Genomic DNA, 16,611 nt, shown 5'->3' with positions numbered 1-16,611 from the left:
CAAGCGCGGTTCGCATGTCGCAGATCCCCTGGGGGGACAAGCATAGTTCCTACAAACAGAGCGCTTGGTAGAAAAGTGAGACGTAAACTCCACCAACGACCATAAAAAAACGGGATGCCGAAGCATCCCGTTTTTTGTTTCCCGAATCACGCGGTTACTTGAACTCCGCTTTCTTCTTTCGGTTTTCACGATGATGTCCGCACGGCGGTTCTTGGCGCGACCTTCGCGGGTGCTGTTATCCGCTACCGGCTTGTTCTCGCCGAAGTCTTCGGTGCTGATGCGGTCACCGCGGACCTTGCATTACCACTACTTGGTGACCCACTGGCCGTCCGGGGTTCGTACGTAGTCACCGCCATCGGTCTTGTCGATGGCCTTCTGGCCGGCCAGGCGCGCCACCTGATCCAGGGTAATGCCGTTCTGTTTGGCGATACGCTCATAGGCATCACGGCGTTTCTGGTTGATATCCGCCACCAGTTCCACGGCCGCCGGGGTCGCCTTGACCACCCCTAGATAACCGTCAGGTTGTTCACCCACCATCCCCTGGCTTTTTGCCGCATCCAGATCCAGCGCAAACGCCGCCATGCTCAACAGCAGGGTCAGGGTGGCAATCATGGTCTTTACAATTTTCATGGTCCCTACTCCTTAAAACAGGTCGCTGTCTTCACTGAACAACTGATCGATATCCTTTTCCACCTTGAGGCGGATTTCATGATCGATCTTCACGTTCAGGTTGATGGTGATGGGCTCTTCCGGTGCCTTGAGGGCCACCGTCGGTGTGCAGGCGGGCAACATGGCCGCCGCCAGCAACAGACCCGGCGCGAGGTTTTTCATTGGGTTCTCTCCGTGCGCAGTTTCTCGGTAATGTCATCGCCAATACGCAGGCTGCGCATCAGCACCAGCATGTTTTCCCGATGAGTGTAGTTAAACACCACCGGCAGATTATTTCTCTGCGGATTCACGCCCTTGATGGTTACCGCGGCCTCCAGCCAGCCTTCCTTATCCATATTCATGCGAGCCTGAAAATCCGGAATGGTCAGCACGCTGAGGCTTTCCAGGGCCAGTTTCACGGCCTGGTTGGAGCTGGCCATGGATTGCACACTGGACGACGGCGGGATTCGCAGGGACAGGGTTTCCTCATTGGCCAGCCGGGCTCCTTCCACCACCATAAAATTCGTACCCAGTTGCAGCGGCACATAGCCGCCAACACGCCCATCCAGAAATACCGCCGGCGGGTTCTGCAAGGCGGCCACCTGCTCCAGATCAATGCGGGTAATCACCACCGGCTGGGGACGGGGTGACGGCCAGTCCAGTGCCGGTGCCCGCAGAGAGCCTCCCAGCAGATCCGCGCTGATATCAGTGAACTGCCATTGGCTGAGATCGCTCTCCATCTGCAGGGACAGGCCGGTAATCGGGGTACCGATATCCAGGGTGTTCGCCGTCACCGGCCCCTCACTCTTTAGAGACACTGCGCCATCACGATAGTGCCCTTGCAGAGTTCCCTGGATCCCTCGGGCCGTGACGCTGCCCCAGTCCACTCCCGTATCCGCCAGGCGGATTGTCCCTTGAGCAGACAGAATGTCACGCCATTGCCAGCTACCCTTGCCTGTGAGCGTACCTTCCTGCGGCGTCATTGCCAGGCCCTGGCCCATGGCCGGGATCAACTTGCTATCGATCTGAAAACTGCCTTGAGGGACGTCCCCTGCCAGAGAGGCTTGCGCCGTCAGCTCACTTTGCCAATCGGCAATGGTCAGCCGTGCCGTGGCTTTTTTACCGACCAGCCGGGCACTGCCTGCCACCACCGGCAACCGCCAGCGGGCCGCCAGCAGGCCACCACTGCGCAGTTGCACCTGACCATGGGCCCCGGCAGTGCTCACCGTTACCGGGCCACTGGCCGCTACGGTGAACGGGCGTAGCAACACCTGCCCCACCAGCCCTTCGCTGACGGACAGTTGGCTGCCATTGGCCAGCACCACCGCACTGTCTTCCAGGTGCCATGGCACCCGCAGGGAGACATCGCCGCCCCGGTCATAGTCAGGAATGGACGAGGCGGCCGACAACGTGCCCTGCCAGCCGCTCGCCGCCTGGCGGAACGACACGCTGCCATCGAGCGGATAGCCCGCGTACTGACCTTTCACCGTGGCCTTGCCGCCGTAAGGTGCCCGGTGCAGAGATTCCAGTGGCAAGCGGAAGGCCAGACGATCGTCGCCGTTACGAGCGTTGAGGGTAATCGGCTTGCCCTGCAAACCATCGCTGGCGGCCTGACCTTGCCAGTGGCCATCCAGCCGGAACCCTTGCCAACGTCCCTGTAGCCCCAGCGCTCCCTGCCACTGCCAGTGTTTGCCCTGCCACTGGAGCCGGCTGGGGCTGGCTTGCAGGCGCAGGTCTTGATAACCCAGCACCACCGGCAACTCCGTGCCGCCCTCCAGCGTCATGGGCACGCTCAGAGGTTGCTCCCAACGGGCGGAAAGCTTTTCCGGTAACGCCAGGCTTGCCGGCGACAGGGTCAGCATTCGATCCTGCCACTGAAAATCTAGCTGCCCATCCAGCTGCGGCCCCGTCAACGTGACCTGTCCGGCACCCTGCTCCACGGAACTGTCATCGCTGCGGGCGGCAACATGAATCTGCCCTTGTGGCCCTTGAAACTGAAACTGCCCACGGGCTTGAGACAGGGCGACACCCTCCCCTTGCAGGGATAACGGTTCCGGAATCGCCAGCAGCCATTGCTCATTGAGCGACAAGGGCTCGGTGAGGCTCATGTCAGCCTGCCACTGCTCACCGGCAAAGCGGGCCTTCATCGCCAGGTCGGCTTTTTGCGGCTGAGATTCCAGCCCGGCGTTCTGCAGTGTTACGTCCAGGTTGCCTGCGGGCTGCCCCTGCCAGCGTCCCTCGCCCGCAAGCTGCCAGGCACCCTGCCAGTGGGTCTGCCATTCCTGCAGCTCGCCATCGCCTTGCAACGACCACTGCCCGTCATGGCGGACATACTCCGCCTGCATGCGGCTTTGTGAGCTCGCTACCTGAACAGACCAGTGCTGCTGTTGCTGCCGAGCCGTTAGCTGCAACGGCGGTGGCGTCACCTCCCCCATCGCGGGCAACAACAAGGTATCGATGGAAAGTGCAAAAGGCGGCGTCCAGGGCAGGGAGTCCGGCATCACAAAACCGTCATCGTCCGTAGCGGAATCACAGGCGATGAGAGTGACCGTCCGCGTGTGGACGGTGAGGGGAAAGAGATCGCGTAGCACCAGGTTCTCACCCGCCACGGGGGCGCAATCGTCCGGCTGCCAACGCCAATGGGCCAGTGTCAGCCCCTTGTCCCAGCCGGGCTTGCCCACACGCAACCCCTGGCTATACAGCCAGCCCGCCGCCACCAGTGCCAAAAACAGCACCAGTAGCAACGCATAACCAAGGCCTCGAACAACAGGCGGAAAAAATCGAACCATGTGGGTTAGAGCCAGTGCAGCAACAATGGTTCGATAGTGGTGGCTTGGCGCGGTTCTGGCAACTGCCTACCCCCTCCCGTTGGAGCCTTGCTCGCAAGGCGAAGGCCCGAAGCAACCCCGACCCCCTTCGCCTTGCGAGCAAGGCTCCAACGGGGAGGGGGGGGGTAGTGTGATTATGGTGAAGAGACGCCTTCCATCACCGCCTGGTGCAACACCAATGCCATGGCCGCTACCCGACTGGTAGCGTCCACGGACAGAGTGGCGCCGGTGATGCCGTCCACCTGGCCGGACAGGGCATCGTTTTCACCAAGAGTCATACCGCGATACTGGCGACGGAAAAACGCCTGGTGCACTTCGCCACCACGGGGTTCCCGGTAAACCAGGATCTCCAGATCCACGATCCCTTCCGGCCCCACGGCTACGCCCACGGTCATGGGCATGTCCTTGCTTTTCTCGTCGATGATCCAGGCACTGGTTGTATCGCTATGCCAATAGCGCAGACGCATACCCCGGTAGGGGTGACCCAGCACCTTTGTCACCCGCTCGCGCAGTTCGCCACGCAAGGGCAGCAAGCCCGGTTGCGGCTCCTGATCGGCAAACACCTGCTGCAGAAAATCCGGCTGACTCAGATGACGGATCTGCACCTCATAGGCCGGCAGCGTTGCTGCCAGCCCGAGCATCAGTAGCAGTGCGATGACTCTTGGCATCAGTTAACCAACCGCTCCTTGTCCAGCAGCGCCTCGATCAGGAACTGGTTATAGCCCCCCACCCGTTCGCCTTCGAGCCGTGCATTGGCTTCATGGTACAGCGGGTTACGCTCCAGGCTCTTGGGCAACATCCACTGGGTGACCTTGGCGCCGCCCATGATCCAGGCGTTGTTGAACTTCTGCCACCAGCCGTATTTCATTTCAAATTCATCCCGAATACGCGGCGGTAGATTGGCGGCGGTGACTTGCTCCTGCACCCACAACGGGAAGATCATCCAGATGGAGCGCGGGTCGAACAGGTCTTCCTTCAGGCGAATACCGTTTTCCGCCACGGTGAGCTGGGGGCTGGCCCACATGGCGCGGTTGTATGCCATGAAGGCATTCCAGTCTTTCGGCAGGGCCTGTTCCGGCACACCGAACAGCATGGCAAACAGTTTGGTTTCTTCGTAGAACTGATCCTTCTCTGCCAGGGTCAGCTCGCCTTCCATTTTTTCGTACATGTAGGCCAAGGTTTCCCACAGGGTGGCATGGACCCAGATCATGGCCGCCACTTCGTTGGCCCGGTATTCACTGCCCCGTTTGAAAGCGCCGGAATCCATCGGCACCTCGCCTTCGATTTCCTCGTGGATATCACGCACCTGATTGGCCGAGGTCATCACCTGGGGCATGCTGCCGAACACCATGGTGCCCACATGCTGGAAGGTGCGACGAGCCCGGCCCAGCGGATCATCGCGCACTACCGAATGCTCATCGATGCTGGCAGTGACCCAGGGATGGGCCAGTTGCAACAGCAGCGCCCGGCCGGCACCGAAGGCTCCCGGCATCCCCGCCCGGGACAGCTTCCACATCATGGAATCCGGCCCGTACAAACCCACGCGGGAGTCCGGGATCTTGCCGTGGACCTTCACCAGTTGCCGGCAGAAGGCGGCTTCGTCCACCCAGCGGGGAATCGGCGGACTACCGTCGCTGGGTACCAGTTGTCTCACTGCATCCTGTACGGCGTTATTTTCCGGCGGCGACTCAAGCGCACTGGCCGACACATTCTGCCCACAGGGGCTGGTCAGATAAGCGGTTTCCGCGCGCACCATATCCAGTGTGAAGGAACCCGGCTCGCCCTTTAACTTCACTTCCGACGGCAACAGGTAATTCTGCACCGCCATGTATTCCTTGTAGTCGATATCCCAACCGGCTTCCTCGATACGATCTACCCGGTCCAGGTCCTCCTGGTACACCACCGCATCGGCAGTGGCCGGCAAACCGCGCAGCCAGTAGGACAGGTTGCCGGCACGAATGTGTGCCTGCAGATGCTCGGCCACTTTCATGGCCTCTGCCCCACCGATCACATCCAGGGTTTCACTGCCCGGCTCATAAACGTTGCCGTGAATGATGGCCCTGGGTTCGCCTACCGGCTCGTCCATAAGAATGGACAGGGCGTATTCCTCACCGATCTGACGGAAGGAAAAATAGCTCTTGCTGACAGTACTGTCAGCACGCAGGGCAAAGCGCCCTTCCACTTCCCACTCGCGCATGTTTTCTGCCGACTCGGGCACGAAATGAGAAGCCTTGAACGCCGAACAGCCCTGTAGCACCAGTAGCATGCCCAGCAGGATCACCTTGCTATGTTGTCGCGCTTTTACGGTCATGGTCGTGACCCTTTATCGTTATTGGTATGGGTTATAAATATCGCCCGCCTTTCCCGTAGGGTGCACTGAGCCTAGGGCGAACTGCACCACATAGGCCTTGGATCGGTGCAGTTCGCCTTAGGCTCAGTGCACCCTACGTTTACGCTAGGCGGTTTGCCGTAATGCCTTCTTGTCGATCTTGCCCACCGAGGTGAGCGGAATGGCATCCAGGAAGAACACTTCTTTCGGCACCTTGTAGGGCGACATGTTTTCCCGGCAGAAACTGTCCAGATCTGCCTTCAGGTCGGTTTCGCTCTTGTCGCAGTCTGCGCTACGTTCCACGTAAAGCTGCACGATTTCATTGCCGGGGCGGTTACTGTCCGGGCGGCCGACCACGGCGCACATACCCACCCAGGGCAGGCTCTGCACCTTGCCTTCCACTTCCACGGAAAACACCTTGTAGCCACCGACAATCAGCATGTCCTTGCTGCGATCGCAGACACGGACAAAACCGTCTTCGTCCATGACACCAATATCCCCGGTGTGCATCCAGCGCTTGCCGTCGATCTCCTGCAGGGCTTTTTCCGTGGCCTCGGGCATGGCCAGATAGCCCTGCATCACCTGGGGGCCGGCGGCGATGATTTCACCGGGTTCGCCCAGCGGCATCGTTTTGCCGGTGTCCACATCCACGATGCGTACCTCCGTGCCGGGCAGCGGGATACCCACATGGCCTTCCTTGAAGTAGGACGCCGGATTGAGGGTAAGCACCGGGCTGGTTTCGGTCATGCCATACACTTCGCAGAATTTGTTTTTACCGATCACACTTTCCAGCCGTTGCACTTCTTCCCTGGCAAAGGGTGCGGCGCCGGAAATAGCCATGCGCAGGCTGCTGAAATCCAGTCCCTTGAAGGTCTCGTTAGCGCACAGCATCTGATACAACGCCGGTACTGCCGCCAGTACCGTGGGAGTGCGCGCGGTCATTTCCGCCACGAAGTGATCGATATCGCGAGGGTCAGGAATCAACAGGAAGGTGGACGCAGTACGCAGAGCGTTGAACACCACCGCCGCGCCACCGATATGAAACAGCGGAAACGCGGAGGCCACGGTTTCCTCGCCGGTGCGGTAACCGTAAAACACATTGGCCTGCAGGTTATTCATGAACAGGTTGCGCGAGGTCAGCTTCGCTCCCTTGGGCAAGCCGGTGGTGCCGCCGGTGTACTGCAGATACAACACTGTATCCATATCCACCTGCGTGTTCACCGGCTCGGCGGTGTCCGGCAAGTGATCATGCAGGGACATCACCTGCACGCCCTCGTGAGTCTCTTCCAGGGCCTCGCCCTGCCCGGTCATCAGGTCCATGGGGCCGGAGACGATCACCGTGCTCAGGGTCTCCACCTTGCCCAGCACCGGCGGCACCGAGGTCTGCCAGAACGGCATCAGCGTGAGCAGGATTTTCACCTGGGCATCATTGGCCTGATGGGTAATTTCCGGCGCCGTCATCAGCGGAGAAATGCTGGTGCTGACCATGCCTAACCTAGCCGCCGCGATAAAGGCCACTACATACTGGGGCGTGTTGGGCATCTGCAAGCCCAGCACATCGCCGGCCTTGGCACCCTGGGCAGTAAACAGCGCGGCCATACGGTCGGCCAGGTGATCCAGTTGCTGGTAGGTAATCGCCTGGCCCAGAAACACCAGGGCTTCCCGGTCGGGAAACTGTTCCGCATAGTCGCGCACATAATTGGACAGGGTTTTCTCGGGCAACGCCGGCAACGTATGCCAGTCGTAACCCAGGGATTCATAGGTGGACAGCCAGGGGCGGTTATCCGATGTCATAGTGGGCACCTTCGGGAATATTGTTGAGGTTATAGGCGTCCGGGTGACGCTCGGCGTCGCGGTAGGCATTGCGAGCCAGGGGAATCAGCCGCAGCTTTTTCGGTGTCAGCGTATGCAGCACGCGGTAAACGCCACACCAGGCACGGAACAATCGCTGGTCCGTCTTGCTCCAGGGGATATGGAATTTTTCCCGGAACTGATGCGGCAAGGTGGCGCGCAGGTTGAAACGCATGAAGCGCCCCATAACAATCAGAATCAGGCGCCAGGCCGTATCGGGAATCCGGCTGCCCGGCGGCTTGGGAATTTCCAGATAATGTTCCGGGCTCATCAGGTCCTGAACCACCTCGCCCCACTCCAGGCGGTCGCGGATGATGCCGTGAAAATAGTCCCAGTAGTCACTTTCCGTGGCGGGCAGGTCCTGGTCGCGGATGCCCATCATCTTGCCCAGCTGCCGCCACTCCACAAACATGGCCCGGCGCTGTTCGGCGGTGGGCGACTTGCCCAGCATCTCGTGCATACGAATGGTGGCGTCGTAACCGGTGATGTGGACCCAGCTATAGGCTTCCGGGTCCAGGGCGAAGTATTTTTTGCCGTGCTTGTCCACGCCCTTGATGGTGCGATGCAGGTCACGCAGCTTGATGCCCATCTCGATGGCTTTCTGCGGGCGCGCGTAAACGATGGGCCAGAGCAGCTCGGTGGACCGCTTGGCGCGCCCCCAGGGATCAGTCTTGTAGACCGAGTGTTCGCCTACCCCGGCATCAATGATCGGGTGCGCCACCTGCAACACGAAGGCCTGGGGCAGCATCAGGTGGAAACGCCAGGAACCGAAATCCTGCCAGGTATAGGAATCCGGACCCAGGGGTTGGGGGATCTCGCGCTGTGTGTCAGTGGCCGTCTGTGTCATGGCAAATCCTGTCGATGGCATGTCATTTGGTACATATCCGTTTGAGACAAATATTAAAATACGTCTCAATCGATCACGCAGACAAGCGCATCACACAGTTTTCGCGTTTCTGTTTAGAGCGTTTTGGTCAGGCCAGGGAAAATAATGTCAGGGGGTCAGCAGCGGGCGCAGATAATCATTGGCCCACTGGCGCACACCGGCCTCGTTGGCCGGGTTCATCACGCCGTCCGGCGACAACACCATGGACTGGGTCAGGCGCAGCATCAGCTCGGCCAGAGCCTCGGAAGATTGCTTGCGGATCGCGCCCTTCTCCTGCTCCTGGTCCAGCATGCCGGCCATATAGACGCGGAAGAACCCCATCATCTGCCACAGGCGCTGGGTGAGAATGGGCAGGATCGTTTCCGGTTCGGAGGTGAGCAGCCGCTGCAGCAACGGGTGGCGATGAGCGCGCGTGGTCGCCAGGACAAAGGATTCCAGCACCCGTTCCACACCGTTATCGATCTGCGCCAGGTCTGCTTCGATCCGGGCCAGCTCCCGCTGACACTCACGCAGGATCACTACTTGGATCAACTGGTCCTTGTCGGCAAAACGACGGTAGGCCGTGGCCCGGCCAATACCGGCCTTGCCGGCCACATCTTCCATGGTGGTACGGCGCAGGCCGAATTCCACAAACAGTGCCAGACCCGCATCGAGGATTTTCTCGTAGGTCTTGTCGCCTTCCGGCACCTGCAGGTTTTTCAGCAGGGTTTTCGACGCGGCCGTGTTACGTGACATTCAGACTCCCAGTGTATCCCCGGTGGTGTCCATGGCTTATACCCCATGGCCACCGTGGTCGGCAAATTCCTCGGCCCCGGTTGCTCCGTAGAGGCGTTATTTAAAATCCTTTTTTTACCACAGAGGACACAGAGTTCACTGAGGATGAACAGGCTTTCCTTTGCTGTTTGCGCCGGTCTGCGAATAGCGGTTTGCGCGGTTCGCTTGCAAGCAAGCTCCTACAACATGGCTAGACCAAGGGGCATAAGAAACCGCTTTTCTCCGTGTTCTCTGTGCCCTCTGTAGTAAATCCATTTACGCCGACCGAGCGATGGCCATCAGGTGCACATCCGCATTACCGAACAACCCATCTGCCGCCGTTACCCGCTTCACATAATGGCCCACGCCCAGCTCATCGGTCATGCCCATCCCACCGTGAATCTGGATCGCCTCCTGGGCAATCTTGCGCCCGGCCCGCCCCAGCTGCGCTTTCATGGCGTGCACGGCCTTGGCCGCATCATCATGGCCTTCCACGGTTTTCAGGGTGGCGGCCAATAGCAGTGAACGGGTCTGCTCCATGGCGATGAACATATCCGCCATGCGGAACTGCAGCACCTGGAACTTGCCGATGGGCACGCCGAACTGCTGGCGGGTCTTGCTGTATTCCACGGTCTCGTTGAGCAACACGGACAAACTGCCCACGGACTCCGCCGACAGGGCCAACAGGCCGTCATGGAGCACATCCCGGGCGATGGTATAGCCGCCGTTCAGTTCACCGATGCGGGCAGCTTCCGGCAGCGTGACCTGATGGAAACGGATCTCTGCCCCCTGACGACCATCCACAGTTCGGTGTGGCACACGCTCCACGCCCTCGGCGTTGGCATCCACCAGAAACAGGCTCAGGCCAGCCTGGTCACCGGGCTCACCGCCGGTGCGTGCCAGCACCACCAGCTGATCCGCCTGGTCACCGTTCATGACGCAGCACTTGGTGCCGTTCAGCACCACCTCACTGCCTTGCACGTCCGCCTTCATGGCGGTGTTTTCCAGGGTGAATACCCGCTGGTACTCTTCCGCGGCAAAGGCCACCTGCAGCTTGCCTTCCAGCAAGGCGGGAATGGTTTCCGCCTGCTGGGCCGCGCTGGCCCGGCGCAGAAAACCGCCGCCCAGCACCACGGTGGCGATATAGGGCGCCATGATCAGGCCCTCACCCAGGGCTTCCAGCAGCACCATGGTTTCCAGCGGCCCCATGCCCAGGCCGCCATGCGCTTCCTCGAATGGCACCGCCAGCCAGCCCAGATCGGCAAACTGCTGCCAGGTGGCCGCATCCAGCGGCATCAGTGTTTTATTCTGGCGATGTGTCTCCACATCGCTGTTGTCGCGCACAAACCGCTTGGCGCTATCCGCCAGCATTTGCTGTTCTTCACTCAACTGAAAATTCATCGTTGTTCTCCATTCCCGGGCGGGGTCTCACCCCTCCCCACCGTTGGAGCCTTGCTCGCAAGGCGAATACCCTCGTCTACGCGCTTCGCCTTGCGAGCAAGGCTCCAACGCTATCGTTTACAACCCCAACACCGCCTTGGCGATAATCCCACGCTGCACTTCATTGGAGCCGCCATAAATGGAACAGGCCCGGGAGTTCAGATAATGGGGCATGGGAGTGAGTGCATACTCCGGCCCGATCACAGGCTGCTCCTGGCCCGGCACCAGAGCCTGGGGCTGCCAGATGACACTTTGGCTACCCAGGGTTTCAATGCGCAGCTCGGTCACGTTCTGCAACAGCTCAGTGCCGAGAATCTTGCTCATGGACGACAGCGCCCCCGGATCCTTGCCCGCCGACAGGGCGGACTTGATACGCATCTCGGTGAATTCCAGCGCCAGCACATCCGCTTCCAGGGCGGCGAACTTGTGCTGCCATACCGGGTCTTGAGTCAGCGGGCCAAAGGCGGTCTGCTGCTTCTCGGCCATCAGACGAATCTTTTCCAGCATCACGTTCAGGCCCGGCGCATATTCCTGGCCACCGCGCTCGAAGGTGAGCAGGTACTTGGCCACGGTCCAGCCATCGTTTTCCGCGCCCACCCGGTTCTTCTGCGGCACGCGCACATTGTCGAAGAACACCTGGCACTGCTCGCTGACTTCATCCAGGCCGACGATGGGCTCGATGGTGATACCTGGCAGGTCCATGTCCAGCAGCAGGAAGGTAATGCCCTGCTGGGGCTTACCGTCGCGGTTGGTGCGCACCAGCGCGAACATCTTGTTGGCGTAGTGGGCGTAGGTGGTCCAGATCTTGGTGCCGTTGAGGATGTAGTCGTCGCCATCCTTCTCGGCGAAGGTCTTCAACGATGCCAGATCGGAACCGGCGCCCGGCTCGGAATAGCCCTGGCACCAGAAGTGTTCGCCGCTGAGAATCTTGGGCAGATACTCTTTCTGCTGTTCCTCGGTGCCGCAGCCGATCAGGCAGGGGCCACACATGTGCAGGCCCATGGGAATCAGCGGCGGGGTTTCGGCCCGCACCAGTTCTTCGGCAAAGATGGCCCGCTGGGTCACACTCCAGCCGGTGCCACCGAATTCCTTCGGCCAGTGCGGCGCCGCCCAGCCCTTGTCGTTGAGGATGCGCTGCCAGGCCAGGGCTTCCTTCACCGGCGCAAACACCGAGGTCACCATTTTGCCCGCTTCCCGGATCTCCGGGGTCAGGCTCTCCTCCAGAAAGGTGCGTACCTCATCGCGAAACGCCTTCTCCTGCTCCGGCACCTGCAGATCCATACCCTACTCCGCTGTTATCAGACTCAGTGGAACCAGTGTACGGCAGGCCTGATGAGACAATAATGACGATTCGTATCACGCCCTTGGCGCAAAGCGTCAAAGGCGCCAAATCCTCTCCCTGCCCGTTGGAGCGTAGCGGAGCAGAGTAACGCCCGTCAGGGCGGCCCACAGGGTGAGCGAAGCGAATAACCTTGTTCACAAGGCGAAGCTTGATGCCGGCACGGGCTTTCGCCTTGTGAACAAGGCTCCAACGAACCAACTCAGCTATACTGCGCCGATATTCCATGCAGACAGGCAACACCCGCTTATGAGCATCAACTGGTTCCCCGGCCACATGAACAAGGCCACCCGCGAGATCCGCGAGATCCTGCCCAAGGTGGATCTGATCATCGAAATCGTCGACGCCCGCCTGCCCTACAGCAGCTCCAACCCGGTGATCGAGAATTTCCGTGCCGACAAACCCTGTCTGAAACTGCTCAGCAAAAGCGACCTGGCCGACCCGGCCATCACCCAGCAGTGGCTCGAGCACCTGCAAAAAGACCCCACCGTCCGCGCCCTGGCCATCACCACCCACCAGCCGGAACCGATGCGCAAACTGGCCGATATTTGCCAGCAGATGGTCCACAAAAAACGGGACCGGGCCACCACCATCACCGCCCTGATCACCGGCATTCCCAACGTGGGCAAATCCACCTTCATCAACACCCTGGCCGGCCGCCAGGTGGCCCGGGCCGGCAACGAACCGGCAGTGACCCAACGCCAGCAGCGCATCGAACTGGGCGGCGGCCTGATCCTCATCGACTCCCCCGGCATCCTCTGGCCGAAAATCGAAAACCGTAACAGCGGCTACCGCCTGGCCCTGTCCGGTGCCATCAAGGCCACCGCCATGCAGGAAGACGACGTGGCCCTGTTCGCCGCCGAATACTTCATGCAGGCCTACCCGCAACAAATGAAAGAGCGCTTCAAACGCGACGACCTGCCCGAAGAAGGCGTGCCCTTCCTGGAAACCATCGGCAAACAACGCGGCTGCCTGGGCAGCGGCGGCCACGTGGACTTCGACCGCGCCGCCACACTACTGATCAGCGAATACCGCGGCGGCAGACTCGGTCAGCTCACCCTGGAAACCCCGGCCATGGCGGAGCAGGAGCATGTGAAGGTGGCGGAGATTCGCAGGTTAAAAGAGGAGGAAAAGGAGGCGAAGAAGAAGGCCAGGAAGGCGGCGTATAAGGCGAAGGGGCAGCAAGGGCCGAACTGATAGCCCCAACTACCTCAGCGCAAAATAATGTAAGGCAAATCTAATAAACCGAAATATTCGATGGGGTGAGAAACCGCCATCACCCCGCAGCTAGTTCAATGATTTTTTATACCTATCATTAACTACCAGCAAACATTATCAACTATAACTGTCTCCAGTGCCTGAAGCAGTAACAGACCTGGAAGCAAGAATCTTCAAAACCAGCAAAGCAAACTGATCTGTCATATTTTTACTATCCAGAATCGGTACTGACAGCTTCTCATAATCTCCCAATGCGTCCAGAACTGCATCTGAAACCCTCTTAGGGAATAGTCCGTGCATCACCTGCTCGGAACTATGGTTACGGACTTGCTGCATGACCTCTTCGTCACGCTCAATACGGTCGGCAATACCATTAGCGAAATGCAGCTTGTCGTCATCTCCCACCTCCGCACCGAAGAGATCGTTTAGCCTGTCTATAATTTCAGCCAGCGTTTTCTTCTCAGGATCATGGGGCTTGCCGGTGCCTACGGCATTACCGGGCTGAAGGTTGTAGTCACCTTCGGCTTCGCCCAAGCGCAGATCCTTTTCGGTGCGTTTGGTCATGCGGTAGTGAGTGAGCTCCAGCTCTGAGACATCTACCTTGTCATCTTCCAGCCTGTCGACCCGAAGTAGCGGATAGAGGTGCTTTGCGAAGACGCAGAGCTGTTCCAGTTCGGTATCGTCATAGTGAACAATCTGGGAGAGAAATTCATAAGCTCGCACGAAGGACTGTAAGTTTTTGCGGAACAGATCAAGGGTATCTTTCTGCTCCCCCGCCTCCTTAAGCTCCTGCTCCGCCTTTTGCATCCCCTGTTTGTCACCATTTCGCTCAGCCGTTTTTAAAGACTCTTTCCATACGCGAATATCTTCCCCCACAGCCTTGTAACGCGTGGCAAAACGATCTTTCGCTGGCTTGCAGTAATAGTTCAGCTTGGTCGAAGCCGCGCGAGGATCAAAGAAGGCCTGGGCAAACTGGATGACTTCCTCCCAATGATAGATCTGCTCTTCATCCAAAGTTTTCTGCAGGTCATAGACCACATTGGCATCCGACACATCCTCCAACTCGGCTTTGTTGTAGTAAGGCGCAAAGGCGTCAAGGATGTCCTTGCTGTCATTGTAGAAGTCCAGCACGAAGGTCTGTTTCCCCGGATACAGCCGATTCAGGCGCGACAGCGTCTGTACGCAATCCACCCCCTGCAGCTTCTTGTCCACGTACATGGCACACAGCTTGGGTTGATCGAAGCCAGTCTGATACTTGTTGGCGGCGATCATCACGTTGAAGTCGTCGGTATCGAAAGCCCTGGCCAGATCCCGGCCGTTCAGCCCCGGATTCAGTAGCACGCTGGTTTCCGTTACTTCCTCAGGGATAACCCCATCCGGCGGCACACTGCCAGAGAACGCCACCAGCGGAAAAACGTTCTGGTAGCCCTTCTCCTGCACATAGGCCCGCATGGCCAGGGTATAGCGCACCGCTTCCTGACGGCTGCCAGTCACTACCATGGCCTTGGCCTGGCCATCCAGAAGATGGCGCACATGCTCACGGAAATGCTCGACGATAATTTCTACACGCTGACTGATATTGTGTGGGTGCAGACGCACCCAACGCGCCAGAGCCGCCGAGGCTTTCTTGGACTCTACCTCGGTATCATCCCCCTTGGGGTGAGACAAACGCCAGGCTGTGCTGTAGGTGGTATAGCAGCGCAGCACATCGAGAATAAAGCCCTCTTCAATGGCCTGACGCATGGAATACACATGGAAGGGCTCGGGCTTGTTATCGCTGCTGACCGGCATGGCCGGATCAGCCGGGCGTCCGAACAGCTCCAGGGTTTTCGCCTTTGGGGTGGCGGTAAAGGCGTAATAACTGATGCTCTCGCTGGGCTTCCGTGAAGCCACAGCGGCATCCATCAGCTCCTCAGCACTGATTTCCTCTCCCTCTGGCAAGTCTCCACCGAGGATGGCCTTCAGTTTGGTGGCGGAGGAACCCGTCTGGGAGGAATGTGCCTCATCGGCAATCACCGCATAGCGGCCCTTGGCCAACTCCGGGCGCTTATCGATGGCATCAAACAGGGCCGGGAAGGTCTGGATCGTCACGATGATGATCCGAGTCTGCTCTGCCAGCGCCTCTGACAGCTGCTCAGACTTGCTCTGGCTGCCGATATCACGAGTGATGGGGCGCACCACCCCGCTGGCATGTTCAAACTGGTAGATGGTGTTCTGAAGCTGGCTATCCAGCACGGTGCGGTCAGTCACCACCACCACCGAGTTGAACAGGCGATTGCCCTCAGCATCGTAAAGGGACGCCAACTGGTGAGCCGTCCACGCAATGGAATTGGACTTGCCGGATCCGGCACTGTGCTGAATCAGGTATTTGTTGCCCGCGCCTTCTTTACGGGTGGAGTCCAGCAGCTGATTGACCACATCCCATTGGTGATAACGGGGAAAAATCAGGGTTTCCTTGGTGTATTTCCTGCCCCCGAAGTCCTCCTTCTCTTCTTTTTGAAGATGTAGGAAGCGACCCAGGATCTTGAGCCAGGCATCCGTCTGGAATACCCGCTGCCACAGGTAAGCCGTGCCATATTGGCTGTCATCCTCAGGATGAGGGTTACCTGCACCGCCTTCCTCTGAGCCCTGATTGAACGGCAAGAAGAAGGTGTCTTTACCCTTCAGTTGGGTGGTCATCGCCACCTCATCCTGGCTCACCGCAAAATGTACCAGCGCACCGCGCTTGAAGGTCAGCAACGGTTCAGGCTTGCGGGTAACAGGGTCTTTTACCGGGCGATCATAGCGGTATTGACGCTTGGCATTCTCAATCGACTGCTTGAACTCGCTTTTCAGCTCCAGGGTGGCAGTCGGGATACCGTTAACAAAAAGCACCAGATCCAGGCGAGGATTATAGTCGCCCTCACGGAAATGCGGAGAATAGGACACCTCAGGCACCACCCGGAGTCGATTCGCCTGGTAGCGGGCCAGCGATTCCGGGTTCATACCATGGTCAGGTTTGAAGCTGCAGAGGTCGATCTTGACCCCTGGCACCTTGAACCCATGACGCAGCACTTCCAGGCTGCCATGCCTGTCCAGTTCCCGCACCACCGCCTTGAGAAACGCCTCTTCCGACTTCTGAGGATTGTTCTTGCAGAACTTCTCCCAGCGCTCTGGCCAGGCGTCCTTGAAATACGCCAGCAGATCTTCCGGATAGAGGGCAGCGGCCCGGTCGTAGCCACTGGCCGGGCCAGTTAGCCACCCCTCTGACACCATTTGGTCGATGATATCCTGCTGAAAACGCGCTTCTCGGCTATCGGCCATTATGACTTCCCCTAAA

The 16,611-nt window shown here is 59.2% G+C and carries 12 protein-coding genes; 1 reads left to right on the top strand and 11 read right to left on the bottom strand.

The features are described from left to right. Window positions 1-306 precede the first annotated feature (306 nt). The 10 genes from B3Q33_RS16540 to B3Q33_RS16495 all read right to left on the bottom strand — a co-directional run bounded on the left by B3Q33_RS16540 (window position 307) and on the right by B3Q33_RS16495 (window position 12,016). Window positions 307-630: a YdbL family protein gene (locus B3Q33_RS16540; RefSeq protein WP_273009085.1), complete on the bottom strand. Its 324-nt coding sequence runs from the start codon at window positions 628-630 to the stop codon at window positions 307-309. Between the two features lie 12 nt (window positions 631-642). After that, window positions 643-831 carry a YnbE family lipoprotein gene (locus B3Q33_RS16535; protein ID WP_035246412.1) on the bottom strand — a complete coding sequence of 63 codons (189 nt, stop codon included), beginning with the start codon at window positions 829-831 and terminating at the stop codon, window positions 643-645. Continuing rightward, window positions 828-3,437, bottom strand: a complete 2,610-nt coding sequence (locus B3Q33_RS16530; RefSeq protein ID WP_273009083.1) for a YdbH domain-containing protein — start codon at window positions 3,435-3,437, stop codon at window positions 828-830. The genes B3Q33_RS16535 and B3Q33_RS16530 overlap by 4 nt, the downstream gene beginning before the upstream one ends. 173 nt (window positions 3,438-3,610) lie before the next feature. After that, window positions 3,611-4,144: an FMN-binding protein gene (locus B3Q33_RS16525; RefSeq protein ID WP_272975068.1), complete on the bottom strand. Its 534-nt coding sequence runs from the start codon at window positions 4,142-4,144 to the stop codon at window positions 3,611-3,613. Further along, a complete protein-coding gene (locus B3Q33_RS16520; RefSeq protein WP_272980079.1) occupies window positions 4,144-5,787 on the bottom strand; it encodes a lipoprotein insertase outer membrane protein LolB in 1,644 nt (547 codons plus the stop codon). The genes B3Q33_RS16525 and B3Q33_RS16520 overlap by 1 nt, the downstream gene beginning before the upstream one ends. Window positions 5,788-5,931: 144 nt before the next feature. After that, the gene (locus B3Q33_RS16515; protein ID WP_272975066.1) at window positions 5,932-7,599 is read right to left on the bottom strand and encodes an AMP-binding protein; all 1,668 of its coding nucleotides are present in this window, start codon (window positions 7,597-7,599) and stop codon (window positions 5,932-5,934) included. Then, window positions 7,586-8,503 (bottom strand): oxygenase MpaB family protein, encoded by a 918-nt coding sequence (locus tag B3Q33_RS16510; protein ID WP_286829618.1) that lies wholly within the window; start codon window positions 8,501-8,503, stop codon window positions 7,586-7,588. The genes B3Q33_RS16515 and B3Q33_RS16510 overlap by 14 nt, the downstream gene beginning before the upstream one ends. Before the next feature lie 147 nt (window positions 8,504-8,650). Then, on the bottom strand, window positions 8,651-9,277 hold the full coding sequence (locus B3Q33_RS16505; RefSeq protein ID WP_273009079.1) for a TetR/AcrR family transcriptional regulator: 627 nt from the start codon (window positions 9,275-9,277) through the stop codon (window positions 8,651-8,653). Between the two features lie 294 nt (window positions 9,278-9,571). Further along, window positions 9,572-10,696 carry an acyl-CoA dehydrogenase family protein gene (locus B3Q33_RS16500; protein ID WP_273009078.1) on the bottom strand — a complete coding sequence of 375 codons (1,125 nt, stop codon included), beginning with the start codon at window positions 10,694-10,696 and terminating at the stop codon, window positions 9,572-9,574. Window positions 10,697-10,813: 117 nt separating this feature from the next. Then, complete coding sequence (locus B3Q33_RS16495) at window positions 10,814-12,016, bottom strand: acyl-CoA dehydrogenase family protein (RefSeq protein ID WP_273009076.1); 1,203 nt, start codon at window positions 12,014-12,016, stop codon at window positions 10,814-10,816. 307 nt (window positions 12,017-12,323) lie between these two features. On the opposite strand from B3Q33_RS16495, the gene ylqF reads away from it, so the two are divergent. Beyond that, on the top strand, window positions 12,324-13,271 hold the full coding sequence (ylqF, locus tag B3Q33_RS16490; RefSeq protein WP_273009074.1) for a ribosome biogenesis GTPase YlqF: 948 nt from the start codon (window positions 12,324-12,326) through the stop codon (window positions 13,269-13,271). Window positions 13,272-13,409: 138 nt separating this feature from the next. On the opposite strand, the gene B3Q33_RS16485 is transcribed toward ylqF, so the two are convergent. Further along, complete coding sequence (locus tag B3Q33_RS16485; RefSeq protein ID WP_272974690.1) at window positions 13,410-16,595, bottom strand: type I restriction endonuclease subunit R; 3,186 nt, start codon at window positions 16,593-16,595, stop codon at window positions 13,410-13,412. Window positions 16,596-16,611: the final 16 nt, after the last annotated feature.

Origin of the sequence: Alcanivorax sp. UBA3183, from assembly GCF_002364155.1 — a bacterium.
Classification (GTDB): Bacteria; Pseudomonadota; Gammaproteobacteria; order Pseudomonadales; family Alcanivoracaceae; genus Alcanivorax; species Alcanivorax jadensis.
Note: the sequence above shows the minus strand (reverse complement) of the source record. Positions and strands in the feature narration are given on the sequence as shown.

Coding starts and splice junctions, on each gene's coding strand:
- B3Q33_RS16540 (WP_273009085.1), bottom strand. CDS start 630: ATGAAAATTGTAAAGACCATGATTGCCACCCTGACCCTGCTGTTGAGC.
- B3Q33_RS16535 (WP_035246412.1), bottom strand. CDS start 831: ATGAAAAACCTCGCGCCGGGTCTGTTGCTGGCGGCGGCCATGTTGCCC.
- B3Q33_RS16530 (WP_273009083.1), bottom strand. CDS start 3,437: ATGGTTCGATTTTTTCCGCCTGTTGTTCGAGGCCTTGGTTATGCGTTG.
- B3Q33_RS16525 (WP_272975068.1), bottom strand. CDS start 4,144: ATGCCAAGAGTCATCGCACTGCTACTGATGCTCGGGCTGGCAGCAACG.
- B3Q33_RS16520 (WP_272980079.1), bottom strand. CDS start 5,787: ATGACCGTAAAAGCGCGACAACATAGCAAGGTGATCCTGCTGGGCATG.
- B3Q33_RS16515 (WP_272975066.1), bottom strand. CDS start 7,599: ATGACATCGGATAACCGCCCCTGGCTGTCCACCTATGAATCCCTGGGT.
- B3Q33_RS16510 (WP_286829618.1), bottom strand. CDS start 8,503: ATGACACAGACGGCCACTGACACACAGCGCGAGATCCCCCAACCCCTG.
- B3Q33_RS16505 (WP_273009079.1), bottom strand. CDS start 9,277: ATGTCACGTAACACGGCCGCGTCGAAAACCCTGCTGAAAAACCTGCAG.
- B3Q33_RS16500 (WP_273009078.1), bottom strand. CDS start 10,696: ATGAATTTTCAGTTGAGTGAAGAACAGCAAATGCTGGCGGATAGCGCC.
- B3Q33_RS16495 (WP_273009076.1), bottom strand. CDS start 12,016: ATGGATCTGCAGGTGCCGGAGCAGGAGAAGGCGTTTCGCGATGAGGTA.
- ylqF (WP_273009074.1), top strand. CDS start 12,324: ATGAGCATCAACTGGTTCCCCGGCCACATGAACAAGGCCACCCGCGAG.
- B3Q33_RS16485 (WP_272974690.1), bottom strand. CDS start 16,595: ATGGCCGATAGCCGAGAAGCGCGTTTTCAGCAGGATATCATCGACCAA.